Annotated in this window: 28 protein-coding genes; 11 read left to right on the forward strand and 17 right to left on the reverse strand. The window is 68.3% G+C overall.

Features of this window, described 5'->3' with window-relative positions; all coding sequences use genetic code 11:
• Positions 1-4 precede the first annotated feature (4 nt).
• The 6 genes from AB0I34_RS15635 to AB0I34_RS15660 form a co-directional block, all read right to left on the reverse strand.
• On the reverse strand, positions 5-1,099 hold the full coding sequence (locus tag AB0I34_RS15635; protein WP_360445437.1) for an amidohydrolase family protein: 1,095 nt from the start codon (positions 1,097-1,099) through the stop codon (positions 5-7).
• A gap of 28 nt (positions 1,100-1,127) precedes the next feature.
• Positions 1,128-2,021, reverse strand: coding sequence for a PDR/VanB family oxidoreductase (locus tag AB0I34_RS15640; RefSeq protein WP_360445439.1), 894 nt, complete (start codon positions 2,019-2,021; stop codon positions 1,128-1,130).
• Between the two features lie 79 nt (positions 2,022-2,100).
• Positions 2,101-2,547: a Rieske (2Fe-2S) protein gene (locus AB0I34_RS15645; RefSeq protein ID WP_360445440.1), complete on the reverse strand. Its 447-nt coding sequence runs from the start codon at positions 2,545-2,547 to the stop codon at positions 2,101-2,103.
• Positions 2,548-2,570: 23 nt separating this feature from the next.
• Positions 2,571-3,491, reverse strand: coding sequence for a carbohydrate ABC transporter permease (locus tag AB0I34_RS15650; protein WP_360445442.1), 921 nt, complete (start codon positions 3,489-3,491; stop codon positions 2,571-2,573).
• A complete protein-coding gene (locus tag AB0I34_RS15655) occupies positions 3,488-4,420 on the reverse strand; it encodes a sugar ABC transporter permease (RefSeq protein WP_360445444.1) in 933 nt (310 codons plus the stop codon). Before AB0I34_RS15655 ends, AB0I34_RS15650 begins: the two co-directional genes overlap by 4 nt.
• Entirely contained in the window at positions 4,417-5,820 is a 1,404-nt protein-coding gene (locus AB0I34_RS15660) for an extracellular solute-binding protein (RefSeq protein ID WP_360445446.1), read from the reverse strand. The genes AB0I34_RS15655 and AB0I34_RS15660 overlap by 4 nt, the downstream gene beginning before the upstream one ends.
• 274 nt (positions 5,821-6,094) lie before the next feature.
• Here AB0I34_RS15660 and AB0I34_RS15665 point away from each other — a divergent pair, with 274 nt between their 5' ends.
• A complete protein-coding gene (locus AB0I34_RS15665; protein WP_360445448.1) occupies positions 6,095-6,856 on the forward strand; it encodes an IclR family transcriptional regulator in 762 nt (253 codons plus the stop codon).
• Positions 6,857-6,889: 33 nt separating this feature from the next.
• Here the strand turns inward: AB0I34_RS15665 and AB0I34_RS15670 are convergent, their stop codons facing one another.
• Positions 6,890-7,921 carry a phosphotransferase gene (locus AB0I34_RS15670; RefSeq protein WP_360445450.1) on the reverse strand — a complete coding sequence of 344 codons (1,032 nt, stop codon included), beginning with the start codon at positions 7,919-7,921 and terminating at the stop codon, positions 6,890-6,892.
• Between the two features lie 68 nt (positions 7,922-7,989).
• Between AB0I34_RS15670 and AB0I34_RS15675 the strand changes: the two genes are divergently transcribed.
• Positions 7,990-8,553: a hypothetical protein gene (locus AB0I34_RS15675; RefSeq protein ID WP_360445452.1), complete on the forward strand. Its 564-nt coding sequence runs from the start codon at positions 7,990-7,992 to the stop codon at positions 8,551-8,553.
• Positions 8,554-8,568: 15 nt separating this feature from the next.
• Here the strand turns inward: AB0I34_RS15675 and AB0I34_RS15680 are convergent, their stop codons facing one another.
• The 3 genes from AB0I34_RS15680 to AB0I34_RS15690 all read right to left on the reverse strand — a co-directional run bounded on the left by AB0I34_RS15680 (position 8,569) and on the right by AB0I34_RS15690 (position 12,744).
• Positions 8,569-9,180 (reverse strand): DUF2306 domain-containing protein, encoded by a 612-nt coding sequence (locus AB0I34_RS15680; RefSeq protein WP_360445454.1) that lies wholly within the window; start codon positions 9,178-9,180, stop codon positions 8,569-8,571.
• Between the two features lie 68 nt (positions 9,181-9,248).
• A complete protein-coding gene (locus tag AB0I34_RS15685) occupies positions 9,249-9,923 on the reverse strand; it encodes a hypothetical protein (protein ID WP_360445456.1) in 675 nt (224 codons plus the stop codon).
• 133 nt (positions 9,924-10,056) lie between these two features.
• Entirely contained in the window at positions 10,057-12,744 is a 2,688-nt protein-coding gene (locus AB0I34_RS15690; protein WP_360445458.1) for a LuxR C-terminal-related transcriptional regulator, read from the reverse strand.
• A 190-nt stretch (positions 12,745-12,934) separates the two neighbouring features.
• On the opposite strand from AB0I34_RS15690, the gene AB0I34_RS15695 reads away from it, so the two are divergent.
• From AB0I34_RS15695 to AB0I34_RS15705, 3 genes are all read left to right on the forward strand, one after another.
• Positions 12,935-13,411, forward strand: coding sequence for a DUF4383 domain-containing protein (locus AB0I34_RS15695; protein ID WP_360445460.1), 477 nt, complete (start codon positions 12,935-12,937; stop codon positions 13,409-13,411).
• Between the two features lie 287 nt (positions 13,412-13,698).
• Positions 13,699-14,502 (forward strand): NPP1 family protein, encoded by an 804-nt coding sequence (locus AB0I34_RS15700; protein ID WP_360445462.1) that lies wholly within the window; start codon positions 13,699-13,701, stop codon positions 14,500-14,502.
• 137 nt (positions 14,503-14,639) lie between these two features.
• Positions 14,640-15,995, forward strand: coding sequence for an MFS transporter (locus tag AB0I34_RS15705; RefSeq protein ID WP_360445464.1), 1,356 nt, complete (start codon positions 14,640-14,642; stop codon positions 15,993-15,995).
• Here the strand turns inward: AB0I34_RS15705 and AB0I34_RS15710 are convergent.
• Positions 15,967-16,824, reverse strand: coding sequence for an AraC family transcriptional regulator (locus AB0I34_RS15710; protein ID WP_360445466.1), 858 nt, complete (start codon positions 16,822-16,824; stop codon positions 15,967-15,969). The genes AB0I34_RS15705 and AB0I34_RS15710 overlap by 29 nt on opposite strands.
• Positions 16,825-16,967: 143 nt before the next feature.
• Here AB0I34_RS15710 and AB0I34_RS15715 point away from each other — a divergent pair, with 143 nt between their 5' ends.
• Entirely contained in the window at positions 16,968-17,777 is an 810-nt protein-coding gene (locus AB0I34_RS15715) for a phytanoyl-CoA dioxygenase family protein (protein ID WP_360445468.1), read from the forward strand.
• 39 nt (positions 17,778-17,816) lie between these two features.
• On the opposite strand, the gene AB0I34_RS15720 is transcribed toward AB0I34_RS15715, so the two are convergent.
• Positions 17,817-18,128, reverse strand: a complete 312-nt coding sequence (locus AB0I34_RS15720) for an STAS domain-containing protein (protein ID WP_360445470.1) — start codon at positions 18,126-18,128, stop codon at positions 17,817-17,819.
• 142 nt (positions 18,129-18,270) lie between these two features.
• Between AB0I34_RS15720 and AB0I34_RS15725 the strand changes: the two genes are divergently transcribed.
• The 4 genes from AB0I34_RS15725 (at position 18,271) to AB0I34_RS15740 (ending at position 21,491) form a co-directional block, all read left to right on the forward strand.
• A complete protein-coding gene (locus AB0I34_RS15725; RefSeq protein ID WP_360445471.1) occupies positions 18,271-18,972 on the forward strand; it encodes a response regulator transcription factor in 702 nt (233 codons plus the stop codon).
• Positions 18,969-20,333, forward strand: a complete 1,365-nt coding sequence (locus AB0I34_RS15730) for a HAMP domain-containing sensor histidine kinase (RefSeq protein ID WP_360445473.1) — start codon at positions 18,969-18,971, stop codon at positions 20,331-20,333. Before AB0I34_RS15725 ends, AB0I34_RS15730 begins: the two co-directional genes overlap by 4 nt.
• Entirely contained in the window at positions 20,330-20,911 is a 582-nt protein-coding gene (locus AB0I34_RS15735; RefSeq protein WP_360445475.1) for a GerMN domain-containing protein, read from the forward strand. The genes AB0I34_RS15730 and AB0I34_RS15735 overlap by 4 nt, the downstream gene beginning before the upstream one ends.
• Before the next feature lie 130 nt (positions 20,912-21,041).
• Complete coding sequence (locus AB0I34_RS15740; protein WP_360445477.1) at positions 21,042-21,491, forward strand: hypothetical protein; 450 nt, start codon at positions 21,042-21,044, stop codon at positions 21,489-21,491.
• An 18-nt stretch (positions 21,492-21,509) separates the two neighbouring features.
• On the opposite strand, the gene AB0I34_RS15745 is transcribed toward AB0I34_RS15740, so the two are convergent.
• From AB0I34_RS15745 to AB0I34_RS15760, 4 genes are read right to left on the reverse strand one after another with little or no spacing between them, the layout of a single operon-like run.
• On the reverse strand, positions 21,510-22,805 hold the full coding sequence (locus AB0I34_RS15745) for a HAMP domain-containing sensor histidine kinase (protein WP_360445479.1): 1,296 nt from the start codon (positions 22,803-22,805) through the stop codon (positions 21,510-21,512).
• A gap of 2 nt (positions 22,806-22,807) precedes the next feature.
• Positions 22,808-23,491, reverse strand: a complete 684-nt coding sequence (locus AB0I34_RS15750; RefSeq protein ID WP_360445481.1) for a response regulator transcription factor — start codon at positions 23,489-23,491, stop codon at positions 22,808-22,810.
• Between the two features lie 18 nt (positions 23,492-23,509).
• Positions 23,510-24,130 (reverse strand): hypothetical protein, encoded by a 621-nt coding sequence (locus AB0I34_RS15755; RefSeq protein ID WP_360445483.1) that lies wholly within the window; start codon positions 24,128-24,130, stop codon positions 23,510-23,512.
• A gap of 48 nt (positions 24,131-24,178) precedes the next feature.
• Positions 24,179-24,997, reverse strand: coding sequence for a tryptophan 2,3-dioxygenase family protein (locus AB0I34_RS15760; protein WP_360445484.1), 819 nt, complete (start codon positions 24,995-24,997; stop codon positions 24,179-24,181).
• An 81-nt stretch (positions 24,998-25,078) separates the two neighbouring features.
• Here AB0I34_RS15760 and AB0I34_RS15765 point away from each other — a divergent pair, with 81 nt between their 5' ends.
• Positions 25,079-25,540, forward strand: a complete 462-nt coding sequence (locus AB0I34_RS15765) for a hypothetical protein (protein WP_360445486.1) — start codon at positions 25,079-25,081, stop codon at positions 25,538-25,540.
• A 343-nt stretch (positions 25,541-25,883) separates the two neighbouring features.
• Here the strand turns inward: AB0I34_RS15765 and AB0I34_RS15770 are convergent, their stop codons facing one another.
• Positions 25,884-26,696 (reverse strand): alpha/beta hydrolase, encoded by an 813-nt coding sequence (locus AB0I34_RS15770; RefSeq protein ID WP_360445488.1) that lies wholly within the window; start codon positions 26,694-26,696, stop codon positions 25,884-25,886.
• Positions 26,697-26,758: the final 62 nt, after the last annotated feature.

Genomic DNA, 26,758 nt, shown 5'->3' on the forward strand with positions numbered 1-26,758 from the left:
CTCCTCATCCCAGCCGGTACGTCGCGTGCGCGTTGCCGGACATGATCTTGGTCTGCAGATCCCCGGAGATCCCCTCGGGCAGCGCGTCGGCGGCGTTCGCGAAGTGCGCATGCGGGTAGTCGGTGGAGAACATCAGCATCTCGTCACAGAGAAGTTGGTCGATGACCTCGACGAGGAACTGCGGGGTGTCGGGCCGGTCGAGCGGCGCGATGGTCATCCGGACGTGATCACGGATCACCTCCGACGGAGGACGTTCCACCCACGGAACCTCGCGGCGCAGGCCCTTCCAGTCCTTGTCGAACCGCCACAGCATCGGCGGCAGCCAACTGAAGCCGCCCTCGATCGTCGCGACGGTCAGCTCGGGGTACTGCACGAAGACGCCTTCGGCAACGAAGCTCATCAGCTGCGCCTGGAACGCCAGCGGAACACTCACGTAGTCCTCGACGAAGTACGTCGCCCAGCCGACAGGCGTCACCGGGTTGCCGCTGAGACCTCCGGCCTGGACGCCGACGACGAGCCCGGCGCGCTGCGCGGCTTCGTAGATCGGCCAGAATCCGCGACGGCCGAGCGGCTCGCGGCTGCGCGACGGCACGGTCACCTGGACGAACTGGCTGTGCTGCGCGGCCCATTCGACCTCCTTGGCCGCGAACGCCGGATTCTGCAGCGGAAGCACGGCCGAGCCCCGCAGACGTGGATCCTGCTCCAGCCACTCGTGCAACTGCCAGCGATTCAGGGCCCGGGCGAGCGCGGCCGCCAGGTCGTCGTTGTGGACCGAGTCGATGGCGTAGGTGCAGTTGAGGATCGCGTACTGCAACTGCCACGGGTCGAGTAGCTGCTGCTGGAGGAGCTCGAGGCTCGATCCGGGCGGTCCCTGGTCCGGCCGTGAGCCCTCGAGGAAGAGATTCGGCGCGTTGGACGGATAGAGGTTCGAGGCCAGCCCGCCCATCCCGGATTCGGTGATGTAGTCGCACCACCGCGCCTCGAGATAGGGAAAGAGGCTCCGCAGGTTGCCGAGGTTGATATGTACGTCGGTGTCGACCAGGTCGAGTCCGGCCCACTGCCGGGGTCGGGCGTAGTTCTCGAGTTGTTGGGTGGCCACTTGTGATCTCACCTTCGTGGTTGGGAACTCACAGGTCGAGGACCAATCGGGCGGACAGCGCGCGCGAGACGCAGATCATCATCGTGTCGTTGGCGGCGCGCTCGTCGTCGTCCAGGACGGAGTCACGATGATCCGGAACGCCTTCCAGTACGGTCGTCCGGCAGGTGCCGCAGGTGCCCTCTTCGCAATTCGACAAGACGTAGATCCCCGCCTCGTCCACGACTTCGAGGATGGATTGGTCGGGCGGTACGACGAGTACCTCGTCACTGTCGACCAGTTCGATCTCGAAGGAGGTGTTGGGCACGACCTCGGTGAGAGGTCTCGGCGCGAACCGCTCGACCTGAAGCGACTTGTGCGGCCAATGCGCGCTCTTCGCCTCGACGGCCGCGATCAGGGGTTCGGGACCGCAGCAGTAGATCAGCGTCCCGGGCTGTGGTTCGTCCAGGAGTCGATCCAGTTCGATCAAGCCGCGACGGTCCTGCGGCCATTCGAGAACGCGCTCGGGATCGACGCTCCCGATCTCGTCCCGGTAGGCCATCGACGCCTCGCTGCGACCGCCGTACACCAGCCGCCAGTCGGCGCCGGCCGCGTGCGCCGCGCCGATCATCGGGATGATCGGCGTGATTCCGATGCCGCCGGCAATGAACAGGTACCGCGGCGACTCGTACAGCGTAAAGTGGTTGCGCGGCCCGGTCGCCGTCAGCACGGCACCGGCCTGGACCCGCTCGCACAACGCGGCGGAGCCGCCACGGCTCTCCGGCTCGCGCAACACGGCGATGCGCCACTGGCGGCGATCCTCGGGATCGCCACACAGCGAGTACTGCCGGACGAGCCCCGGGCGAACCTGTACGTCGATGTGACTCCCCGGGGTCCACGACGGCAACTCCGAGGCGTCGTCGGCGACGAGCAAGAGTTCGGTCACGCCGGACGACACCTGCCGGTGAGATCTCACCCGCAGGCACCTGGTCGTTTCGCGCACCGCCTCCGCTCCCACCGGGGCGTCAGATATTGACAATGACATAGTCGCGGTCGACCTCGACCTCGTACGTCTCACCGGAGTACGGACCGGGCTGGAACCCGGCCGCGGACAGCTCCGGATTCCTGGCCAGGGCCTCACCGGACTCCACATCGGTGGGATACGCCTTGACCTTGGTCTTCGCGGGGTCGAACCAGGACTGACCCGTGGCGATCTCGAACTCCCAGCCGTGCCAGGGACACCGGATGATCTCCCCGCGCATGACGTAGTCGTAGTTCCCGGGCTTGTCCGAGCGCACCAGTCCGGACGTCACGCCCTCACACATCGGTCCGCCGCCGTGCGGGCACTGATTGCGGATCGCGTAGAAGTTGCCCTTGACGTTGAAGACGCCGATCGACCGCTTGGCAATCTCGACCACTTTCCGCTGGCCGGGTGGAATCTCGTCGACCGTCGCCACCACGTACTTGGTCACATTGTCTCCTTGTCCAGAAGGCATCATTTGATTCCGGTCATCGAGATTCCGCGGGTGAAGTACTTCTGCGCGAACACGAAGACCAGGACGGTCGGGATGATGGCCAGCGTCGCTCCGGCCATCAGCGGGCCGTACTGGGTGCTGTCCTGGGTCTGGAAGAACGCCAGCCCGACCGGGACGGTGAACTTGTTGACATCGCTGAGGTAGACCAACGGGCCGAAGAAGTCGTTCCACACGTTGACGAAGGTCAGCACCGCCAACGTGGCCAGGGCCGGCTTCGACAGCGGCAGGATGATGCTCACGAAGATCCGGAAGTGGCTGGCACCGTCGACGAGTGCGGCCTCGTCGTACTCCTTGGGGATGGTCATGAAGAACTGCCGGAGCAGGAAGGTGCCGAACGTGTTGGCGACGATCGGCGGGATGATCAACGGGAAGTGGGTGTCGATCAGGCCGGCCTTGACGTAGGCGGAGTACAGCGGCAGCACCATCAGCATGTCCGGGATCATCAGCGATGCGAGCAACAACCCGAAGGCGGCGTCCCGCCCGCGGAACTGCAGCCGCGCGAAGCCGTAGGCGCCCAGGGCACAGACCATCAGCCGGCCGATGATCACCAGCACCGTGATGTAGGCGCTGTTGCCCAAGAACCGGATGAAGGGCAGGACGCCGTTGTTGATCAGGTACGCGTAGTTGTCGAGGGTGAACGGGTTCGGGAGCAGGCGCGGGGTCAGGCTGATCACGTCGCCCGGCTCCTTGAACGAGCTGGACAGCATCCACAGGAACGGGCCGATGGCAATCAACGCCGCGATGACGCAGACGACGTACGTCGCCGTCGGTCCCACGATCCGGCCGGCCCGTCGTCGCCGTTCATCGCCGGCATCGTCCACCGGCAGCGGCGACCGCGGTGGTGCGATCCGTTCGGGAGCACGAGTGTCTTCGACCGTCATTGATAGAACACCCACCTCTTCGAAAGCCGGTTCTGGATCCAGGTGACCGCGAGAAGCACAGCGAAGAGCACGATCGCCAGGGCCGAGGCGTAGCCCATCCGTCGCAGCGAGAACGCCTCGTACCAGAGGTGGTAGATGTAGACGTACGTGCCGTCGCCCGGTCCGCCGCCCGTCATCACCAGGACGAGCGCGAAGACCTGGAAGGAGCCGATCGTCTGCAGGATCAGCAACATGAAGATCGTCGGCGTCAGGAACGGGAGCGTCACGTGGAAGAAGCGTGAGAACCGGCCGGCACCGTCGAGGGTGGCGGCTTCGATCAATGTCTCCGGGACCCCCTGCAGGCCGGCCAGGACGATGATCATGTTGAAGCCCATGTTCGCCCAGATCGCCGTGACGATCACCGCGGCCATGGCCGATCCGGGCTCGCCCAGCCAGTGCGGTCCGGTGATGCCGAACGAGGCCAGGACCGCGTTGATCACGCCGTACTGATCGCTGAACACCCACCGGCTGACGACGCCGACAGCGACCAGGGAGGTCACGTAGGGCAGGAAGATCAGCGCCCGGATGACGGCCATCCCCCGGAGCCGGTTGTTGACCAGCACGGCGAGCGCGATCCCGATGATGATCCCGACCGGGACGTACCCGACCGTGTAGATGGCGGTGTTGATCAGGCTCTTGCCGAACAGTGGATCCTGCCCGGAGAACATCTCCTTGTAGTTGGCCACGCCGGTGAACTTCGGCGCGGCCAGGCCGTCCCAGTCGGTGAAGCTCGTCACCAGGGTCGGAAGGACCGGGATGACGTTGAACAGCAGGGTTCCGAGGACGACCGGCCCGATGAACATCCAGCCGCGGAGGTTGCGGCGCCGCCCTCCACGGCGCCGGTCGGCCGCCACAGGATCCCTCGCCTGGAGGGTCTGAGTGGCCGTCACTTCGCCGCGACCTTCAGGTCGGGATCGGTGAGCGCTCCTCCCTTCTCGAGCAACTCCTTGCCCTTGTTCCCGTTCCAGCCGCGCTTCTTGATCTCGGCGTTGACCGCATCCCGTCCGCGCTTGAGGTAGTCGGTGGTGGCGAGTTTGCCGCTGACCAGGTTGTTGGCGTTGGTGCCTTCGACGAAGGAGTCGGCGAGCGCCGTCCCGATCGGCCCACGAGGGAACGGCACGTCGACCGGGTGGCCGCCGGCGGTGCCCAGCGCCTCAGCCCAGACGCTGGCCGTCTGAGGCCGCGGATGGTCGGTGAACGCCGCGCTCTTGGCGACCTCGGTCAGCGCCGGTACGGCGAACTGTGCCTTGGCCATGACGTCCGATGCCGCCTTGCCGCACAGCGCCTTCATCGCCAGGAAGGCCGCCTGCGGATCCTTCGCGGTCTTCGGGATGACCCAGGTCCGGGCGTAGTTCTTCGTCATCGCGAACAGCGGTGTCTTGGGCCAGGGCATAACGTCCCAGTCGACGTTCTTGCTGATCTGCGCGCTGATGTCCATGGCCTGCCACGTCATGGCCAGCTTTCCTGCGTTGAACAGCGGCAGGTACTCGACGTCGATGGTGGGGGCGAAACCCTCGCGGATGTAGGAGACCTGCTTGTCGATCGCGTCCAGCGTCTCCGGCTTGCCGTAACCACACTCGGTCTGGTTGTTGTAGAGCGCGGTGTCACCAGCACCGTACGCCGTGGGCTGGATCGTGTTGACCGCGTACTGCAGACCGTAGGTATCGGTCCGGCTGCCGCTCTTCTTCGTCAGCTTCCTGACCGCTGCGTCGAACTCGTCCCAGCTCCACGCATCGGCCCACGAGGTCGGCGCCGTGAGCCCGGCATCGGCGAACAGCTTCTTGTTGTAGTACAGGGCATTCGCGCTCATGCCGGGCGTGATCGAGAACTGATACCCCTCGACCGCGACCTTGGTCGTGAACGTCGGGCTGTACTTGGTCAGATCGAACCCTGTACTGGCGTCCTGCATCATCTTGTCCAGCTGCAGGATCTTGCCGTTGGTCGCCAGGTCGTACACCCGGTCGTCGTCGATGCGCTGCAGATCGGCCGCCGTACCGGAGGCGAACTGCAGCATGACGCTCGCCCAGTCGTCGCCCGGCGCGGGCTTCCAGACGATCTTGATCTTGTGCTCGTCGAGGCTCTCCTTCTGAGCAGCCGCGATCATGTCCTTGAACATCTTCTGGGTCGTGGGATCGCCGACGGAACTGAAGGTCACCTCTGTCCAGCCTGACGGCGTACCGGACGATCCTGAGCCGCACGCGGTCAGCGAGGTCCCGGCGACGCCGGCGGCAGCCAGACCCAGGCCCCCTTGGAGCAATCGGCGGCGGGTGAGCAACGAGCCGGAAGTCATGAGTGTCTCCCTCGGCAAGGCGGGGTCGCCCGGCGCAGGCCCCCGAAGTCTGCGCAACGACAGCTCTCTACACCGATGTACTACGTGGCGCCTGAGAGCTGTGGGCTATTGATCTGGGTGGTCCAAGTGTTCGCTCACTGACGCAGAGCTGTCAACACTATGCGGAAGAGTAGTTCCAATATGCGGAAGCTATCGATAGCGCTCAGAACCGTCCGGCGCACCATTTATGCTGGCTCCAGCGAATCCCGGCGTGGGGGTTGAGACAGAGAGCGGGATGGTGGAGAACAGGACGTCGGGGAGTGTCCAATCCGTCGAACGGGCGTTCCACCTGCTCGAGCTGCTGGCCGACAGCGGCGACTCGTCGCTGACCGAACTCTCGGCCGCGATCGACGTCCCGGCTCCGACCACGCGCCGATTCCTCAAGACGCTGGTCTCACTCGGCTACGCACGCCAGCTGCCGAACCGCCACTACGGGCTGGGGCTCAAGCTGACGAGACTGGCCGGCCGGGTCGAGTCGCAGTTCGGCCCGATCGTGACACCGCACCTGGACACGCTCGCCCGGGAGATCGGCGAGTCGGCGAATCTGGCGGTACTGGAAGGCGACATGGTCGTCTACATCGCCCAGTCTCCCTCGCGGCATGCGATGCGGATGTTCACCGAGGTCGGACACCGCGCGCACGCCCATTCGACGGGCGTCGGGAAGGCGATCCTCGCCGCCCTGTCCGACGACCAGGTGGCCCGCATCGTGAGCAGGGTCGGCATGCCGGCCGAGACCTCGCACACCATCACCGACCTGGCCAAGCTCCGCACGGAACTCAACCGGATCCGCCGCGCGGGCTACGCGACCGACAAGGGCGAACAGGAGATCGGCGTCGTCTGCTACGCCGTCGCGATCCCCGATGTCCCGATCTCGATGGCGATCTCGGTCTCCGGCCCGACGTTCCGGATGACGCAGGACCTCGGCAAGGCAGCCGTCCCCCTCCTGATCAGCGAGTCCCAAGCAATCTCCAAGGACCTACTCGGCCTCCTGGGGTGACCCCGCGGAGGGCACCCGAGCCTCGACCAGAATCTAGACAGGCAGTTCCAAGCAGCGGCGGGCCAGGTCCATCCGCCAAGCCGCATCGTCCGCCGGAGTACCGGAGACATCCGGGCGGGCGGTGAGCAGGCAGTGGTTGGCGTTCCGCGCGGCCAGCATCAGCGGCACGAGCCGCTCCCACTCGGTCGGCAGCGGCCGCGCACTGCGATAGCCGGCCAGGTACGCGTCCCGCAGGTCAGGGTAGGCAGGGTTGTCTCTGACCGGACCCGGATAACCGGCGAGGTTGCCCAGTAACGGGACCAGGTCGTAGACGAAGTACCCCCACCCGCAGTCGTCGAAGTCGAAGACGCTGACGTTCCAGCCTTCCGTGCCCCGGCGAAGGAAGCAGTTGCCGAGGATGTAGTCGATGTGCGTGATTCCGTACGCGTCCTCACCTCTGCCGAGGGCGTCGAAGGCGGTTTGTGTCCGCGCGGCGATCTCGGCGAACTGTGCGCGATCGGCCGGCGTGAGTACGTCCTCGACAGCGAGCGTCGGCCGGAACGGTGAAGCGGCCGGGTCGAACATGCCGTCGGCATCCCAACGTGGCAAGGCGAACCCGGCCGACGGCCGGAAGGCCGCGCCGGCGTTGTGCAGCCGGCCGAGCGCACGCCCGAGCGCCCACACGCCGGCGTCATCCAGGCCGTCTCCGACCGAGTGCACCCGTCCGCCCAGCCAGCTCAGCAGGTCGCAGTAACGCCGCTCGCCGTCGTACTCCGTCTCGACGACCAACGCCCCTTCCCGATCCGGCACTGGCTCCGGCACCGCGGGGTCGCCGGCCAACTCGGTGCCGATCGTGCGCACGAACTCGAGTTCCGAGCGGATCTGGTCCGCCGTGCGGTACCCGGTTCGGTGGACCCGCAGCACGTAGCGCTTCGACGCCGCTCGCACCTCGAACGTCGCATTGAGGCCGAACGCGAGCGGACGCAAGGCCGGTGTGCCGGGCAGGTCGTAGGCGGCCAGCGCGGTACGGGCCACCGACTCCAGCCGGGCACCGCCGGACCCGTCGTCAGCAGTCGCGTAAGGCATGACCGCCAACATAGGCGTCGGAGCGAGAGCAGGACCACGGGTTTTCACAAGGGTCCGATGGAGTGGTCATGCCGGTCGAGCTCCCGCAGGATCTCCAGCGGATCGACATGTGGCGTCAAGCGCTCCAGGATGTTCGCATGGAGATCCTGACTCCGCCTCATGTCGACGACCGGGCTGAGGTCGCCACGCTCGGCATCACGGTGGTCACGCCGTTCCGCGGGATGCTGAAGGTGCGTGATCAGCTCCTGAACGAGCTGATCGGGTGGTTGGACCAGGCGGACGTCGAACCTCGAGGGCACTTCTTCCTTCGGCTGCTCACGATCGACATGAACGGACCGATGGAACTCGAGGTCGGCGTGACCGACACCAGCCATCCGGGCGACGACCGGGTGCGACCCGGCGTACTGCCCGCCGGTCAGTACGCATCCCTCAGCTATCGCAACCATGCACTGCGGGCGAACCGCGCTCTGCTGGAGTGGTCCGAAGCCGAGGGACTCGTTCTCGACAAGGACGAAGTACCGGCCGGTGATCAGTTCGGCTGCCGCTACGAGGCCTACCACACCGACCCCCGACACCAGCCACGCAAGACTCTCTGGGACGTCGAACTGGCCATCCGCCTCCGAGCCAACTGAGGTCAACGCCCGCGGTCATGGCTTTCTCCTGTTCGTGCGTTGTCTGCGGATGATCCATTCGGCGACCGCGGCGTTGATCACCCAGCCGGAGCTGACCGAGACAGCGGTGCTGAGGTCGCTGGTGCCGAAGAGGCCCTCGCCGACGCCTTCGGTGATCGTCTGGGTTCCGGCCGCCACGGCGAGGGCGTACGCACGGATCATCCAGGCGCGGTGTCCGGCGATGTCGCGGCGCCGGATGGCGGTGAAGCCGAGGACGATGCTTGCTGCCATCACCGAGCCGACAACGAGCCGCACGGACCACAACAGGTCACCACCGGGCGCACCTGGGTAGAAGAGGGTCATCCAGAGCCCGGAGCCGGCGACGACCAGGCCGGCTCCTACGAGCACACGGCCGGCTCGACGGTGCCAGGTGCGGTGGGCGCGGCGTACTCGAGCGGGGAACTGGAATGCGCCGGCGACGACGTACACCGCGGCGGCGACAACGTGCAGGACGACCGGGGCGGGTGAGGCGTCGATGCGCGGGTTGGTCGGCAACACCTGTGGGCCGCCTGCGAGCTCGACGAGCCGGAGCGACCCGGCGACGAGCGGGATGAGGGTGAGTGCGATCAGCGCGGCAGGCACTCGCACGCTCGAACCGTCCCGGGAACCCGGCCGGCGCTGCGGCGCCGGCCGGGTGCCAGAGGCGGTGTGCTGGGTCATTTCACATCCGCCGTCGCGCGGACCGCGGCCGGCTGGGTGGTGACGGTACGGGCCATGCGCCACAGCGAGTAGCCGAGGCCGATCATCGCGATGCCGTTCGGGAAGGCCAGCAGCCGGTACAACGCGTCCGGCAGCAAGGAGAGCACGATGGTGACGACGCCACCGACGGCGAGCAGCGCGGCGGCCCAGCGGGCCAGAACGCGGGCGCGATAGAGCGCGATACCGAAGACGAGGCCGCCGGCCAGGTAGCCGAAGTCCTGGACCTGTTGGACGATCTGCAGCAGACCGATGTCGCCGGTGGCGGAGTGGCCCTTGGCCACGGCGATGACGTCGTTCACGTAGCCGGGGTTGGTGTCGGCGATGGAGGGCAGGACGAACGCGGCGATGGCCACGGTGCTCATGATGGCGAGGTAGCCGGTGCCGAGAACCAAGTAACCGACGAGTCCGACGACCCCGTTCTTGCGGACCTGGCTCAGGTACATGCCGGTGATGCCGACCAGCGCCAGTACGGCCATCAGCAGCTTCAGCAGGTTCCGCACCATCACCTCGGTCGTCCCGATGGAGGTGGCATCCAGGTGCGGGTGGTTGATCTGGACGCCGATGAAGATCAGTCCTGCGACGACCGCGGCGGCGCCTGCGGCCCGGGTGAGGGTGGTTGGCGTGATGGTCATGTCCGGCTCCTGTTCCGGTGGTCCGTGGCGGCTGCCGCGGTATGTCCGGAACGTATTTCGGGAGGTGGCGACCGGGCGTCACAACATGTGGTGACTGACGATGTGACATGTCGTCGGGGGGGACACGTGAGTGCTACAGCAGGCCGAGCTCGCGGCCACGGCGGACGGCGGCCGAGCGGTTGTTGACGTCCAGCTTCGTGAAGATGCGCTTGGTGTGGGTACGGAGCGTGTTCAGCGAGACGAAGAGCCGGCGGGCCATCTCGGGGCCGGTCAACTCGCTGTCGAGGAGGCGCAGGACCTCGATCTCGCGTTCGCTGAGCGGGTCGGCCAGTGATCCACGGGCTGGTACGTCGGCAGCACCGGTGCCGAGGAGTCGGCGAGCATGCCGGCGCAGTACGTCGTACTCGCCGCCCTCCTGCACGGACGCGGCCTCGTGGAGCAGGGCGAGCATCGGGGCGCCTTCGTCGAGGAACAAGCGCACGTAGCCGTCCGGCTCCGGCGCCCGGGCCAGTGCCGCATCCAGCTCGGCCAGAGCCTCCGGTCGTTGCCCGCGCGCCTGATGAGTGAGGGCTCGCAGCATGCCGATCTCCAACAGACTGCCTGCGCGCGTCCGCTCAGCATCGGCGTACAGCCGGTCCAGCAGCGCAAGTAGGTCGCCCAGTGGCGCGGTGCCACTGGCGAGCAGGAGCCGCACGAGCGTCAGGTGGTCGTACTCGCGCTGGAACGACGCGTCGTCGGCCACGGCGACGTCGTGGTCGTCCGCCCACTCCTGAGCCGCAGCGAGGTCTCCGGCTGCGATGTCCACGCGGGCTCGCATGGCGGCGAAAGGGCGGAGGTCCGGGTAGAAGCCGGGCCGGTACAGCGTTGCCGCGTGGTCGAGCAGCTCCCTGGCCGTGGCGTGGTCGCCGTTCGAGACGCACACCTGGGCGGTGACGACGTACCAGCGGTGCCTGTTCTCTGTGATCGAGCCGCGCTCGCCGAGCACCCTCGCCGTCTCCAGATGGGCCTCTGCACTGACCAGATCACCCAGTTCACGGTCCAGCTCGGCCAGCCCCACGTGCAGGTCGGCGACAGCCCGCGGGTACGGCTCGCCGCCTCCGATCGCCGTCGCCAGGGCCTGCTCGTACAGCCGCCGCGCCCGATGGGGACGACCTGCGGTGATCCACATGTCGGAGAGCACCACCGTGGTGTCCAGCTCGTCGATGAGGTTCCCCGCCGCGTGCAGGCTGCGGACCGCGTCCGAGAACGTGGCCAACGCCTCCTCGACGTCCCCGGCCGCCCACGCAGCCAGACCGAGGTACCCGGACGCGGCTCCCAGCACGAAGTGGTCCTCGGCGCCCGCCAGCTCCAGCGCCCGCCGGGCGCACTGCACAGTGGCCGGTACGTCGTGCCGCGCTTGAGCCAGCGCAGCCCGGTAGACCCACACGGTCGCCGGCGCGGTCCGCAGGTCCTCGTTGTCAGCCCACGTTGCCGCGAGCGCCCGGTCTTGTGCGCCGGCCGCCAGCGCCGCCTCGGCATCATCGAGCCGGTGCTCCATCCCGTCCAGGTCACCAGCCGTCATCAGCGACCAAGCGGACACGATGCTCAGGACCGGGCTGCGCCGTACGACGGACTCTGGCAGCGACCGCATCCATTCCTGCATCAGGCTGTCCTGCCGTGCGCGGCGCAGCTCAGGCAACGCCTCCTCCATCAGGTAGGCGGCGCGGCCGTGGTCACCTGCGGCGAGTGAGTGATGTACGGCGTCCGCGACCAGGTCGTGCGCGGCATACCAAGCGCTCGCAGCCTGATGCAGCGTCGGCAGCTGCTCCGGGTGCTCAGCCATCAGGCGAGCGCGCAGGACATCGCCAAAGAGGTGGTGGTAGCGATACCAGGAGCGCTCGGCATCCAGCGGCACCACGAACACGTTGCCGCGGTCCAGCTCCTCCAGCACCTGACCGCCGCCGACCCCACCGGTGACCGCATCACACAAGTCACCGGTCAGTCGGTCCAGGACCGCGGTACGGAGCAGGAAGTCCCGGACTACCTCGTCCTGGCGAGCGAGGACCTCGTCCACCAGGTAGTCGATGACGAAGCGATGGCTGCCGGTGAAGGCCCCGATGAACTCGGCAACGTCCCCGCGGTCCGACATGCCCCGCAGCGAGAGCGCAGCCAGCTGAAGACCGGCGATCCAGCCCTCGGTCCGTTCCTCCAGCGCCTGTACGTCGGTCTCGGTGAGCTGCAGGCCCATCATCTCGTTCAGGAACTCCCTGGCCTCCGCCGGCGCGAAGCGCAGATCCGCCGCCCGCACCTCCGTCAGCTGCCCGCGACTCCGCAGCCGCGACAGCGGGAACGGCGGATCCGCGCGCGTCGTCACCAGCAGATGCAGCTGATCCGGCGAGTGGTCGAGGAGGAAGGTCATGGCCTCGTGCACCTCGGGCGCGTGGATGACGTGGTAGTCGTCCAGCACGAGCAGCCAGTGGCTGTCCGGCGCCTGCCGTCCGGCGCGCACGAGTTCGTTGACCACCGCGATCATCGGCGCGTCGTCCAGCGCCGCTGGATCCAGGTCGAGACCGATGCCGGCGAGCGCCGCCCAGAGGTGGGCGAAGAAGCGCGGCACCGCGTTGTCGCCCTCGTCCAGGGACAGCCACCCCACCCGCTCCTGGCCCGCGGCCCAGTCGCTGAGGAGCGTGGTCTTGCCGAAGCCGGCCGGCGCCGAGACGAGGGTGAGTCGGTGGCCGCGGTCCAGGGTGCTGTCCAACCGGCCGGCAAGCCGTGGGCGCGCCACCAGTTCCGACCGCCGGGCCGGCGGAAACAACTTGGTGGCGAGCACAGGAGCCGACACGTCCGGATCATAACGGCGCGTCGTCGCCCCCGAGTAGCGCTCAGGACTTGTTGCCTGCGGCAATGTCCAGGTGAACCGCAGGGTGAGCCGGGTCGGAGAGTGCGTGACGACTCTCCGGAGAGGCGAGCGGAGTGGCGCGCGGGTTCGTAGGATTGACATTCCGCACGGTCGCCCGGTGTGAGGAGAGCGCATGGAGTACAGATCGGCTCAGCACTCGATTCCGACCGCGACCCAGGGGGTTGCGCTGTGGGTGGCGGGAGCGTTCATTTCGCTGGCTTGTTTCGGGATCGCGCGGATGAGTATCGGTACCGAAGGGCTGTTGTTCGGGGTCTTTCACGTGTCCGTGGTGGGAGCGATCCTGCAGCTGGCTCTCGGTGTCACCGCTGTGGTGATGGCGGGATCCGCGCGGCATTGCCGTGCGTTCCTGGCGGGCGCTGGACTGCTGATGGTCGTGCTGCTGGCCTACGGACAGTTGGGCCCGGCTCCGGTGGTCGCGGATCTGGTGCCGATCGGGCCGGCTGACGTGTGGCTGCACGTCGTACTGGCGCTCACGATGCTGGTGGGGGCCGCGCTGCCGGCCAGGATCAGCTGGCGGCGGATGACCTGGCGGCGGCCTCAAAAGATGCGGCCGGCCGTTACGGGGGAGAACGGCCGGACCGCGAGTTGAACGTAACAACCCGGTCCGGCGAGGCTCAAGACGCCTTCACCATTCGTCATCCGAGAGACATGCTCACACTGCGCCGCCTGATCCTGCCGTCATCAGATCGTCAAGTGGATGCGCTTGGAGTCGTCATGTCCGAACGCCGGTGAACGGGCCCTACCCGCACGGTGAACCGGGGACGAAACCCTGAATCCGTAGACACGTTACGTATATGCACGTACGTCTTTGTCCTGTCATTCTCAGGTCCGATGTTCGCGCCCCAGAACATCATCCGCCCCTGTGAAGGAGAGAGAATGACGCCCGATTCTCCCCCACCTCGACGACGCACGCGCACCCGCAGACTGCTCGGCGTCGTGCTCGGCACCGCCACGCTGATGGTCACCACCGCGGTGGCCGCGTACGCCGCTCCGCCACCGCATCTGCCGCAGAACGCCGGTGGATGGGAGCAGTCGTTCTCACCGGCGTACGACTACGACACCGACGGGTGCTACGCCGTACCGGCGATCGGATCCGACGGAACGCTCAACCCCGGCCTCAACCCGAGCGGCGCGGTCAACGGCAATTGCCGGGACCAGTCGGACCTCGACAACTCCCAGACGTACGCCCGGTCGAAGTGCAACAACGGGTGGTGTGCGGTCATCTACGCCAGCTACTTCGAGAAGGACCAGGCCGTGCCCGGCAGCAGCCTCGGCGGCCACCGGCACGACTTCGAACACGTGATCTCGTGGATCAACCAGTCGGCCAACCAGGTCGAGTACGTGACCACCACGCAGCACTCCAGCCAGGTCACCTACGCCAGGTCGCAGGTGCGCTTCGACGGCTCGCACCCGAAGGTCGTCTACCACAAGGACGGCGCGAGCACGCACTTCTTCCGGCTGGCCAACAGCAACGACGAACCGCCGGAGAACCACTACCACAACTGGCGCTACCCGCCGCTGGTCGACTGGAACGGCTGGCCCAGCACCGGCCTGCGGGACACCCTGATGACCGCGGACTTCGGTTCCGCGACCATCAAGATCACCGACAAGGACGACCGCTTCCGCAACCTCCTGAACGCTTCGAAGCCCGCCGGCATCCCGTTCGACCCGTGGGCCTGACCACCTGAAGGTCCACAGACCGGGTCTGAGCTGGACGGCTCAGGCCCGGTCCGCCGGTGTCGATGAGGCGTGCGTCTCGCGCTGCCGGTGACGGAATTCATATCGGCGGGCAATGCATCGGGTGTGGAGTGGGCAGCATGAACGATGAGCCCCGGTTCCTGGTTCCCGCTGTGGTGTTCGTGGCCCTGGTCGTCGCTGTGGTCGGAAGCCTCGGCGCGCCGCTGATCACCGCGGTCGCCGACCAGTACGACGTGTCCCTGGCGGCATCCCAATGGACGTTGACGATCCCGCTGCTCTCGGGTGCCGTGGCCACCCCGGTCCTCGGCCGGCTCGGATCCGGACCGCATCGCCGGACCGTCGTCCTGACCACTCTGGGCATCGTCGTGCTCGGCAGCGCACTGACCGTCGTACCGCTGCCGTTCGCCGTACTGCTGATCGGGCGTGCGGCGCAAGGGACCGGACTCGGTCTGACCGCCTTGATGATGGCGACCGCCACCGATCACCTCGGCGAACGGCGGGCCGCGAGCACGATCGCATTGTTGTCGGTGGCATCGACCGCCGGCATCGGGGTCGGCTATCCCCTGGCCGGAGCGTTGACCGACGCCGCCGGCATCCGCGCCGCGTACGGCCTCGGGCTGGTGGTCACGGCCTTGGCCTTCGTCGCCGCGTTCGTGGTGCTTCCGCAGGCGCCGCCGCGGCCGGGTCGCCGAGTCGACATTCCCGGAGCGGCTCTCCTGACCGTCGGTCTACTGGCTCTCCTCGTCGTCATCAGTCAGACACAGCTCTGGCGAGACCACGCGACCTGGTCAGCGGCGATCCTGGCCGTCGCACTGCTTCTCCTGGCGCTGTGGGCCTTCGTCGAGACCCGTGTCGCGCATCCGCTGGTCGACATCCGTCTCCTCCGGCATCCGGCTGTGGCGGGCGCGAACCTGGTGATCTTCACCGGCGGCATCGGCATGTACCTCCTGCTCAGCCTGATCACCCGCTACGTCCAGACGCCCGCCGGGACCGGCTATGGCTTCGACCTGAACACCTTCGAGGCCGGTCTGATCCTGGTCCCCTTCTCGGTGGCCGGCTTCGCCGCCGGGAAGTTCCTGCCGCGGCTGCGCCTCAGCCCGCGGAGCCGGCTCGCCGCGAGCGCCACGACAGTGCTCGTCGCCTTCGTCCTCTTCGCGCTGACCCGCTCCCACCTCGCTGGACCTGTGGTCGCGATGACGGTCCTCGGCCTCGGCGTCGGCGCGTTCTTCGCGTCCATGCCGGCCGTGATCCTGGCCGTGACGCCGAAGTCCGAGACCGCCAGCGCGATGAGCGTCAACCAGGTCGTCCGCAGCATCGGCTTCTCGATCGGCAGCGCGCTGACCGGTTTCGTCCTCGCCGCACACACCTCCGACCGGTTCCCCGCCGAGTCGGCCTACGCCACCGCGGCCTGGACCGGCGCGGCCATCACCGCCGCCACGATCGTGCTCACGCTCGGCGTACTGCGGCGGAGCTGAAGTGATTGCGGAAGTCGCGGGGGCTCATCGCGTTCTGCGCGCGGAAGCGGCGGTTGAAGTGCGAGAGGTTGGGATAGCCGCAGCCGGTCGCGATCGCGCTGATCGGCGTGTCCGACTCGATCAGCCGGCGGGACGCCTCGGCCAGCCGTACGTCGTTGACGTAGTCGGTGAACGTCCGGCCGGTGTGCCGCCGGAAGAAGCGGCTGAACGCGTCCGGTGACATCGAGACCAGCGCCGCCGCCGCACCGATGGCGAGGCGTTCGGCGTAGTCGCGACGTACCAGGCCGATCACGCGGTCGATCCGATCTCGGGCGGCGGCGTCGACGTCGGTGACGAGCGAACGGGTCGCGATGGTCTCAGCCGGCTGACCGGCCAGCGACACCAGGATCTCGAGGACGGCGAGTGTCCCTCTCGCCGCGTCGGTGGTGTTGCTCAGGGCAACCATGGCTTCTCGGACACCGTCGGCGCCGTCGAAGCGTAAACCACAGTCGGATCGGGCCAGCAGGCGCCGTACGCCGTGGAACTCGGGCCGATCGAAGAAGCCGGTACCGAAGGCGTCGTACAGGAACTGCACGGTCACGGCCTCATGCCAGCCGGCCGCCTCCGACTCCCAGGTGTGCGGCGTCTCCGCCCCCAGCAGGACCAGATCCCCCGGACCGTAATCGGCGACCCGATCGCCGACGTAGCGCCGGCCCGATCCGGCGACGATCAGCGTCAGTTCGTACTCCGGGTGGTAGTGCCAGTCGAACCCGAACCGCGGCTCCGCCCGCAGCCCGAGATGCCACGACTGATGCGGCGAGGCAGGGATGTGCTCGTACGTCGGCCGCATGCCGGAACAGTACTCTGCCGACGCCAGGCCGCCATCGGCCCTAGTGAATTGGTCAGCAGAGTACCGGTTTTGGCCGCTGGACGCGTGGCACCCCGATCGCCGCTGAGGAGAAACTGGTCACCATTCGCCGATTGGGAGGCCCGATGACCACCACCGCCACCGAACTCGACCAGCCGTATGCCGTCAGTCCGGGCGCCGTCGACCAGTACGCCGCTGACGGCTACGTGAAGCTGCGCGGCGTACTGAGCCCCGACGTCGTGACGCATTACGAGCCCGAGATCACCGAGCAGGTCCTCCGGATCAACACCCAGCATCTGCCGCTGGCCGAACGCGACACCTACAGCCGCGCGTTCCTCCAGGTCGAGAACCTGTGGCGGCACAGCGACGCGGTCCGCGAGTTCGTCTTCTCCCGCCGCCTCGCCGGGATCGCCGCTCAGCTTCTCGGTGTGCCGTCCGTGCGGCTGTACCACGACCAGGCGCTCTACAAGGAGGCCGGCGGAGGCTTCACGCCGTGGCACGTCGACCAGCACTACTGGCCGCTGTCGACGGACCGCACCGTCACCGCCTGGGTTCCGCTGCAGGACACTCCGACGGAGCTCGGTCCGCTCACGTTCGCGGCCGGCAGCCACCGGTCGGGGTACGGCCGTGAGCTCGAGATCAGCGACGAGTCCGAGGCCAAGCTGGACAGCTTCGTGACCGAATCCGGGTTCCGCGTCGACGATTCGCCGTACGCGATCAGGGATGTCAGCTTCCACTCGGGCTGGACGATTCACCGCGCCCCAGGCAACTCCAGTACGACGCCCCGCCGGGTGCTGACCGTGATCTACATGGACGCGGCGATCGAGATCGCGCCGCCGGCGAATCCCTTCCAGCAGGGCGATCTCGCCGCCTTCCTCGACGACCGCGCACCGGGCACCGTCGCCGACGGCCCGTTGAACCCCGTCCTCTACTGAGCTCCGCTTGCTGCCGGCAACAATTTCAGCGCTTCGCCGTCACGCGGCCTCGACTTCGAAGACCTTGTCGAGGCCGGTACGGCGCAGTACGTCGGTCATCTTCCGGCTGGCGTGCCGGATGACCACCCCACCGCCACGACGGCGGCAGGTGCGGTGCGTGTCGAGCAGTTCGGCCAGCAGGGTCGACGAGATCTGGCCCAGGTCGGACACGTCGACGACCACCAGGCACACACCCTCCATCACGAGCTCGCGCAGTCGCCAGCGCAGCGCGGTCAGGCCGTCGTTCAGGTCGGTGTCGGACAACGTGACGATGGCCTTCTGGGGAAGTGGACCGTGGCTCGTCTCGGTCATCGACGGGTCCTCCGATGCAGTTGTGGCACTGGTACAACCCTGCGCCTCGGACTTTGAGATCGGTGGTGGTCCTTCTTTACGATCGGATGACATGCGGCGCCCAGCCCGTCACAACCGCGGTCGGAGTTGCGAGGATGTGCCGGTGCCGATGCAGGTGTTGGTCGTGGAGGACGACGATCGCATTCGGGCCGTACTGCGGCTCGCCCTCGAGGACGAGGGCTACCAGGTCGCCGAGGCAGCGGATACGCCGACGGCGCTGGAACAGGCACGGGCCGCGATGCCGGACCTGATGATGGTCGACCTGATGCTCGGCGAGATCGACGGCTACACGTGCATCCGGGAGATCCGCCGGATCAGCGACATCCCGATCGTGATCGTCAGCGCGCGGTCCGACACCCACGACATCGTGGCCGGCCTGGAGGCCGGTGCGGACGACTACGTCACCAAGCCGTTCCAGGTGAAAGAGATCACCGCGCGGCTGCGGGCTCTGCGCCGGCGGCTGCGGACCAGCGCGGAGGCGGCCGAGCCCGACATCGTGCTGGACTCCGATCCGGGCCGGCGGCTGATGCTGTCCACGTCCCGGGGCGCGGTCCGGCTGGACGGCCAGGACGTCCCGCTGACCGTCACCGAGTACCGGCTGCTGGTCGAGCTCGCCTCGCCACCGGGCCGGGTGCTCAGCCGGTCGGCGCTGCTGGCCTCGGTCTGGGAACACGGGTACTACGGCGACGAACGCATCGTCGACGTCCACATCAGACGACTGCGCACGAAGGTCGAGCGTGATCCCGGACGACCTCAACTCGTGACCACGGTCCGGGGAATGGGCTACCGGCTGGATCCGCGATGAGATTCGGCGTGCCCGCCCTGGGGCTGCGGCACCGGCTGGTGCTCGCCTTCGCCGTGGTGGCGCTGCTCGTCTCCGCTGTGTTTGCCATCAGCACCTATCTCCTCGCCCGCGGCTACCTGCTCGCCCAGCGGGAGAACGTCGTCCAGCACCAGACGTTCGCGGATGCGGCGTACGTCCAGCGCCGGCTGTCGAGTGCGGGCGCCGATGTGTCCGCGGTCCTGACCGCGGCCGGGACTCCGGCAGGTCACTCGATCATCCTGCGGTGGCGGGACCAGTGGTACGCGTCCGCGCTCGACGAGGGACGGGACGCCGTACCGGGTGGGGTGCTGGAAGAGATCGCGAACGGCCGTCCGGCCAGTCAGCGGTTCCGGTCGGACGACGAGGCGTACATGGTGGTCGGGGTGCCGCTGCCGTCGGTCAACGGGCAGTTCTACGAGATCGCTCCACTCAGTGAACTCGACGGGAACCTGCGGCTGCTCAGCGGGATCCTGATGGGTGGCGCGGCGCTGGCGACCGCCGCGGGTGCCGGCCTGGGGCTCTGGGCGAGCCGATCCGTCGTCACCCCGCTGAACCGGGTCGCGGTCACGGCCGCGTCGATCGCCGGCGGCGAGCTCGACACCCGGCTGCCCGCGACAGAGGACCCGGAGCTGGCCACGATCGTCGGGTCCTTCAACAGCATGGTCGACACGTTGCAGCAGCGGATCAACCGCGACGCCCGGCTGGCCGCCGACGTCAGCCATGAACTCCGCTCCCCTTTGACCACGCTCGTCGGCAGCGTCGACCTCCTGAACGCGCGACGCGACGAGCTGCCGGAGCGGTCGCAGCGGGCCCTGGACCTGGTCACCGCCGACCTGCAACGGTTCCGGCGGCTGCTCGACGACCTGCTCGAGCTGGCCAGGTCCGACGGCGGTCTCGACCAGCGGCCCAGCACGCCCGTCGATCTGGGCGAACTGCTCCGCCAGGTCCTCGGCGAGGTCGGCCGCGAACCCGCCCTGCTGCGCGGCGGGACGGACGTCGTCGTGAAGGCCGACAAGCCTCGCTTGGGCAGGCTGTTCCGCAACCTGTTCGAGAACGCCGAGACGCATGGCGGTGGGCTGACCGCTGTCGAGGTCGCCCGGGTCGACGAGGATGTCCTGGTGCTGGTCGACGACGGCGGCCCGGGGATCCCGCCGCACGATCGGGAGCGCGTGTTCGAGCGGTTCGCCACCGGCGCGACCAAACGCGGATCGTCGTCGGGGACAGGTCTCGGTCTGGCACTCGTTGCGGAGACCGTCGCGATCCATGGTGGTTCGGTCTGGTGTTCGGCGTCTCCGACCGGCGGCGCGCGATTCGTCGTACGGCTGCCGGAGGTGCGGTCGTGAAGGCGATCGCCGTGGCCGTTGCAGCGGCCCTGGTACTGGTGGGCTGTGGGGTTCCGGTCCAGGAGGACCCGGCACCGATCGACCCCGGGGCGATCCCGTCCCGGTTGCGCACCTCCAGCAGACCGACGACGGGACCGGCCCCGGCGACGTCCGGACAGGCGACGATTCAGGTGAACTTCGTCCGTCGGGACCGGCTGGTCGCGCTGAACCGGGAGGCGCCGAGCACGACGTCGACCGAGTTGATGAACGCCGTACTCCAGGGGCTGCAGGACGGACCGACCGCGACCGAGCGGGCCGGAGGCCTCACGTCCGCCCTGCAGCCGGGACTGACGTTGAGCGTGATCCACGTTCAGGCGAGGAGCGTCGTACTCGAACTGTCCGGGGAGACCGGCGGCCGGTCCGCGGCCGAGAATGTCCTGGCCGTCGGGCAGATCGTCTTGTCCGTGACCGCGTTGCCGGCCGTCGACGAGGTGACGTTCTCGCACAACGGGGTACCGGTGGAGGCGCTGCTGGCGGACGGCGCGCTGACGACGAAGCCGCTCACCGCCAAGGACTACGAGGCGTTGCGGTCGCAGTGAGCGGGCCAGGTTTTGACGAGCATGCTGAGGAAACTTTGAGATCGTGTGTCGTTCGTCCTCCGAGCCCCCGCTACGCCCCGTGAGCGGGATACACAGGACCGTCAGCGGTGCCCGAGGAGGAGAGAAGGTCGTGGCTGAGCGTCCGTCCGCGCCCAGGACAGCCGCACCGATGGTGACCTGGTCGGTCGCGATCGGTGTGGTCGCGGTGGCCGGAATCGCGCTGGCCCTGGTCAAGGCGTCGCTCTCGGTCGCGCTCATCGTGTTCGGGTCGGTCGCGATCGCGGCCGGGATCCTGGCGATCGGCCTGGTCAGGTCGCGACGGCGGATCACGACGCCCTCGGAGCAGCAGATCATCGACGCCGACCTGGCCAGGTGGTCGGACGCCGAGTTGTACGCCGTCTGGGTCGCGACCGACGCCGAAGTGGTCCGCGAAAGCCAGTCCGGCTACACCGAGACCGCGGCCCGGGCCCGTGACCTCCTGCTGTCCGAGATCGCGCGCCGGCGCCCGGCCGAGACCGCTGCCTGGCTCAGCTCCGACAACGCCCTGAAGGGCGAGCCGCCCCGCTTCCTGTTGTCCTGAAGGTGCCAGCAGGCCTGATCACGGGACGGCGAGGGTCAGGACGACCTCGTTGGCGTGAATGGTGAGGTGGCCGCCGGTGGCTTCGGCGTACCGCCGGGCGATGTCGAGCCCGAGCCCGGTGGATCCCCGGTCGCTGCGGCCACGCTCACCGGCTCCGAGCGGGATGCCCGGTCCCTTGTCCGCGACGGCGATCCGTACGACGTTCTGCTCCCGGGTCAGCGTGATCCTGGCCGGCGTACCGTCCGGGGTATGGGCGACGACGTTCTCCACCAACGCGTCGAGCGCGGCGCCGAGGTCCTCGGCCGATGAGCGCACCATGGCGGGTGGCTCCGGAAGATCCAGGGCGAGCTCCCGGCCCTGGTCCTCGAACAGTGGTTCCCAGAACGCGGCCCGGTTGCGGGTCACCTCGACCGCATCGCAGTGCGGGACCCGGCCTTCGCGTTGCGGACGCCGGGCCGCGCTGATCACGGCAGTGAGCGTCCGTTCCAGGCTGGTCACCTGGGTGTTCAGTTCCTCGGCACGCTCGCGGTCCGGCAAGGCCTCGACCTGGAGCCGGAGCGCGGTCAACGGCGTACGCAGCCGGTGGGACAGGTCGGCGACGGCCTCGCGTTCGACCGCGATCACCTCGTCGATGCGGTCGGCCAGACCGTTGAGCGCGGCACCTACCTTGGCGACCTCGGCCGGGCCGGTGGTCGGAGCACGGGCGTCGATGTCGCCCATCGCCAGGCGTTCCGCCGTACTGGCCGTCTCCTCGAGTGGGCGGGCGAGCCGGCGGGAGACGAGTTCGGCGCCGACGATGCTGAGCAGGAGTACGGCCATGCTTCCGCCGATCAAGATCAGCAGGCGCGGGGTGAGACCGTCGTACAACTCGTCGGCGGTCAGGAACAGGCAGACCGAGGCCGGGCCCTCCCGGGTGCCGACGGCGACCTCGACCGCCATCCCGCCGTCGATCGAGCGATAGTCCACATCACCGAGCTGCGGCGGACCCTTCCGGTCGTCGTCGTAGTCGGCCGGCAGCGGCTTCGGGGCCGGCACTCCACCCGGTGGCGGGTCGCCCAGCGTCGTACCGTCGGGAAGGCGGACCGAGATCGTGCCCGGCTCGTCCTTGCTGAGCCCTTGGATGTACGCCGTGATGTCGTCGGCGCTGTTGCCCCTGTCGCCGACGTAGTACGCGACCGCCTCGGCCCGGTACCGCGCCCGCTCCTTCGACTCGTTGGCCGTCGTACTGCGCATCAGCAACACCAGCGGTACGGCGAAGGCCAGCACGACCAGCGTGGTCATGCCGACCGAGAGGAACAGGATCCGGCGGCGCATGGTCAGCCCCCCGACGCCAGCTTGATCCCGACGCCCCGGACGCTGTGCAGGAACCGCGGCTCCGCGGCCGTCTCACCGAGCTTGCGCCGCAACCAGGACAGGTGAACGTCGACCGTGCGGTCGCCACCGCCCCACGGCAGACCCCAGACCTCGGCCAGGAGTTCGCGCTTGCTCACCACGGCACCCGGCCGGCGGGACAGCGCCAGCAACAGGTCGAACTCCTTACGCGTCAGGTCGACCGGCGAACCGTCCACCGTGACCTCGCGACTGCGCGGATCGATCCGCAACGCGCCCAGCTCGACCGTCGACTCGCCTTGCTCGCCCTGGCCGAGGCGCCGCAGTACTGCCCGGATCCGCGCGTCGATCTGCGCCGAACTGAACGGCTTGATCACGTAGTCGTCCGCACCCGCGTCGAGCAGCCTGACCACGCTCGCGTCGTCGTCTCGGGCCGTGGCCACGATCACCGGTACGTCGCTCACCGCGCGAACCATGGCCAGCACGTCCCGGCCGTCCAGGTCCGGCAGACCAAGATCCAGCAGCAGTACGTCGGGCCGATCGCGGGCGACCGCGGCGACGCCATCGGCACCGGCGGCAACGGCCGTGACGACATGACCGGCCGCCGTCAGGGACTTGCCCAGCGACGTCCGGATCGCGTCATCGTCCTCGACCAGCAACACCCGCGCCATGCGTTGAGCCTAGCTTTGTCACTCCACTTGGAGCTGCGCTGGCGCTCGGAGGCCGGTGCTGCGGAGTTCGAGGCCGGCGAGCTGACCGATCACCGTGGTGTCGCCGTCGCGCCACGCCGTGACCGGATCGTCGGAGATCTTCGCGAGCTTGTGCATCGGCTGGTTGGCCATCGCCCGCAGCGCGAACAACTGCAGGTCCGCATCGCTGTCGATGAACTTCTGCGCCGCGGTCGCCCGCCGGGAGAACCGGATCCGCGGCGGCAGCCAGATCAGCAACGCCAGCAACACCGGCATCGCGATCGTCACGGCGGCCAGGACGTACGCCAACTGCTCCACGGCGTGCGCCTGGTCCCGGCCGGCCTCGGCCAACTTGCCCGCAGCCGCCGCAGCGCCGTCGACCGGCGACCGCAACTGGTCGCCGACCACCGGCACTTTGCCCATCGGCTCCGACAACCGGCGCAGGTCCCCCGCGAGCCCGTCGCCCGCCTCCGCCGCCTTCCGTCCGGGAGCCCCGAGGGCGTTCGTGATCCGGAACACCAGCAGACCGGCCTCGACCCACAACCAGACCCAGCCCACCAGCAGCAGATCGCCGAGCACCTGCCGGAACCGCTGCGTCCCCACGTCGGAGTAGACCTTCACCGCGCCATCCCTTCATCGGGCCGTTCATCGGCTCCGTGCGCGGTGAGACTAGAGGGTCGTACGCAGATCCCAAAGCAACGGATAGTAACGAAGATCCAACCGGCTGCGCAGGTAGCCCGCGCCGGAGGAGCCACCGGTGCCTGGTTTCGTGCCAATCATGCGCTCGACCATGACCACGTGCCGGGCACGCCAGGCGGCTGCCAACTCGTCGTGCTGGAGCAGGACCTCGGCGAGCTCCCAGACCGCGGCGTAGTGGCTGCGGTCACCGGCGACCTTGCGCAGCGCGTCCCGGACGGAGTCCTCGGTGTCGGTGCCGAAGCCGGCCTTCTCGAGGACGACGAGGTACGCGTCCCACAGCGTCGGCTCCTCCAGCCGCCGGCCGAGGCGCTCCTTCTCCACCTCGGTCAGGCCGCGGAACCGGCGGACGAACGACGGATCCTTCGCCCCGGACAGGAACTCGATCTCGCGGAACTGCACCGACTGGAACCCGCTGGCCGGCGACAACCGATGCCGGAACTCACCGAAGTCCTGCGGGGTCATCGTCTCCAGGATGTCGACCTGCTGGGTGAGCGTGCGCTCGATCGTGTGCACGCGGCGGAGCAGATGCTCGGCCAGCCACAGTTCGCCGGACAGCATCGCGTCCCGGGAGGCGGTCAGCTCGTGCAGGACCTGCTTGAACCACAGCTCGTAGACCTGGTGGATGGTGATGAACAGCAACTCGTCGTGCGCCGGCGGATCCGACTCCAGCCGCTGCTGGTCGAGCAGCTCGCCCAGCCGCAGATAGCTCCCGTACGTGAGCCGTCCGCCCGCCTCGCCGAAATGCACGTCAACGCCATCCCACCGCCCCGCCACCCCGTCACCACTCATGCGCCCGAGCGTAGCTGACCGGTGCGTGACCGGTCAGGGATTGGCTCGTTGGAGGTGGGGTACGCCGAAACGAGGAGTTGCATGTCCGCCACGGTCGAGACGCCGCTGATCCCGGGACCGATCCAGGGACCGACCCGGGAAGAACCGCAGATCGAGGCGCTGCTGCTCGGGGACTACGCGTCCCTGGTCCACCTGGCCTATCTGATCCTCCCGCCTTCGATCAGCAGGTCACGGCGGACCGCCGCCGCCCACGCCGTCGTACAGCGCGCCCTGCCGCCCGGGCTGAACCTCCCGAGCGGCGACCCACGGGAGTTCCTCCGGCGTCGCGTCGTCCAGGAAGCCGGCCGGCAGGCGTCGGCTCAGTCGATGCTCGATCGGCTCGGCGGTCTCTTCGCGCCGGCCGACTCGCTGGGCTTCGAGCCCTGCGCGACGACGATCGACCGCACCACGATCCGCCGGCGCAACCGTCGCGGCCGCCGGCTGGCGATCGCCGTCACGCTCCCCCTCACCCTCGGCATCCTCGCGTCCCTGCTGCTGTCCTGACGCCCTCAGGTTGTCCCAGGCAACGAACAGGCAGTGCAGGAGACCGCACCCGAGGATCCGGCTGCCGCAGGCGGCCGCAAGACGGTCGCGGCGATCCTCGCTCATCGTCGCGCATAGCGTCCGGTCCTGCCGCTGGCGGGAGTGGTCGCGGGCGTTGCGGTGGTCGCGGTCCTGGTCGGCGGGATCGCCGTACTCGGCGGAGACGATCAGCCAGTTGCTCAGCAGACACAGCAGTTCCAGCCGACGTCGACGCCGAGTGTGGACACGAGTGATCAGGGCCGGCCGCCATTCCGGAATGCGGCTCAGAACCGTACGGTCGCCCTCACCCTGACCCCTCGCTAGCTCAGAGGCTGTGGCGGGCGAGGAAGCCGCGAAGGGCGGTGTTGAACCGTTCAGGGTGCTCCATGTTGGGAACGTGCGCGGCGTCGGGGAAGTCCACGCGCTCGGCACCGGCGACTCCGGCGGTGAGTAAGTCGGCGGACGCCTGCGTACCGGTGGTGTCGAGCGCACCGATGACGACGAGTACCGGGCAGGCGATGTCCTGGAGCCTGCCTGCGGCTGGACGAGACAGCGGCAGGACCTGTGGCTCTTCTTCGGTCCTCGTCTCGATCGCATAGATCATCCGTCGGACGTGTTCGCGGACCGGACGCGGTGCCCGCCCTTCGGGCTGCAACGGACCGTCGGTCCAGACGTGAGTCTCCAGATCGACCAGGGCGTCCAAGTCCTTCGCCTTCCACAGCTCCTCGATGCGGTCGAAGACCGCGGTCTGCGCCGGCGGCGCTTCGTGCGACGAGCCGCTGACACCACCGCACACCCAGACCAGGCCGGCGACTCGATCCGGCTCCTCCACCGTGAAGTCGAGGCTGTGCTGACCGCCGCGCGAGCAGCCGACAACCACCGCCTGCCCGATCTCCAGGTGGTCGAGCACAGCGCGCAGGTCGTCGACCGGGGAGAACTCGACCGCCTCGGTCCTCGATCGCCCGAAACCGCGGCTGTCGAAACAGACCACGGTGTGGTCCTTCGCGAACTCGGCGACCTGCTGTTCCCACATGGTCAGGTCCGCGATTCCCGCGTGCACGAAGACGATCGGCGATCCGTGGCCGGTGCGTTCGAAATAGAGGGCCCCGCCGGGCACAGCTACAGATCCGCTGTCCATCGGGCGAGCGTAACCATCCTCGGTGCCTGACGCGGCGGAGGGGTTCCGTGACCGATCGGTGG

The organism is Kribbella sp. NPDC050281, assembly GCF_040655855.1.
In the GTDB taxonomy this organism is placed as follows: Bacteria; Actinomycetota; Actinomycetes; order Propionibacteriales; family Kribbellaceae; genus Kribbella.

Coding starts and splice junctions, on each gene's coding strand:
- AB0I34_RS15650 (WP_360445442.1), bottom strand. CDS start 3,491: ATGACGGTCGAAGACACTCGTGCTCCCGAACGGATCGCACCACCGCGG.
- AB0I34_RS15660 (WP_360445446.1), bottom strand. CDS start 5,820: ATGACTTCCGGCTCGTTGCTCACCCGCCGCCGATTGCTCCAAGGGGGC.
- AB0I34_RS15665 (WP_360445448.1), top strand. CDS start 6,095: ATGGTGGAGAACAGGACGTCGGGGAGTGTCCAATCCGTCGAACGGGCG.
- AB0I34_RS15670 (WP_360445450.1), bottom strand. CDS start 7,921: ATGCCTTACGCGACTGCTGACGACGGGTCCGGCGGTGCCCGGCTGGAG.
- AB0I34_RS15675 (WP_360445452.1), top strand. CDS start 7,990: ATGCCGGTCGAGCTCCCGCAGGATCTCCAGCGGATCGACATGTGGCGT.
- AB0I34_RS15685 (WP_360445456.1), bottom strand. CDS start 9,923: ATGACCATCACGCCAACCACCCTCACCCGGGCCGCAGGCGCCGCCGCG.
- AB0I34_RS15695 (WP_360445460.1), top strand. CDS start 12,935: ATGGAGTACAGATCGGCTCAGCACTCGATTCCGACCGCGACCCAGGGG.
- AB0I34_RS15700 (WP_360445462.1), top strand. CDS start 13,699: ATGACGCCCGATTCTCCCCCACCTCGACGACGCACGCGCACCCGCAGA.
- AB0I34_RS15705 (WP_360445464.1), top strand. CDS start 14,640: ATGAACGATGAGCCCCGGTTCCTGGTTCCCGCTGTGGTGTTCGTGGCC.
- AB0I34_RS15710 (WP_360445466.1), bottom strand. CDS start 16,824: ATGCGGCCGACGTACGAGCACATCCCTGCCTCGCCGCATCAGTCGTGG.
- AB0I34_RS15715 (WP_360445468.1), top strand. CDS start 16,968: ATGACCACCACCGCCACCGAACTCGACCAGCCGTATGCCGTCAGTCCG.
- AB0I34_RS15720 (WP_360445470.1), bottom strand. CDS start 18,128: ATGACCGAGACGAGCCACGGTCCACTTCCCCAGAAGGCCATCGTCACG.
- AB0I34_RS15730 (WP_360445473.1), top strand. CDS start 18,969: ATGAGATTCGGCGTGCCCGCCCTGGGGCTGCGGCACCGGCTGGTGCTC.
- AB0I34_RS15745 (WP_360445479.1), bottom strand. CDS start 22,805: ATGCGCCGCCGGATCCTGTTCCTCTCGGTCGGCATGACCACGCTGGTC.
- AB0I34_RS15750 (WP_360445481.1), bottom strand. CDS start 23,491: ATGGCGCGGGTGTTGCTGGTCGAGGACGATGACGCGATCCGGACGTCG.
- AB0I34_RS15760 (WP_360445484.1), bottom strand. CDS start 24,997: ATGAGTGGTGACGGGGTGGCGGGGCGGTGGGATGGCGTTGACGTGCAT.
- AB0I34_RS15765 (WP_360445486.1), top strand. CDS start 25,079: ATGTCCGCCACGGTCGAGACGCCGCTGATCCCGGGACCGATCCAGGGA.
- AB0I34_RS15770 (WP_360445488.1), bottom strand. CDS start 26,696: ATGGACAGCGGATCTGTAGCTGTGCCCGGCGGGGCCCTCTATTTCGAA.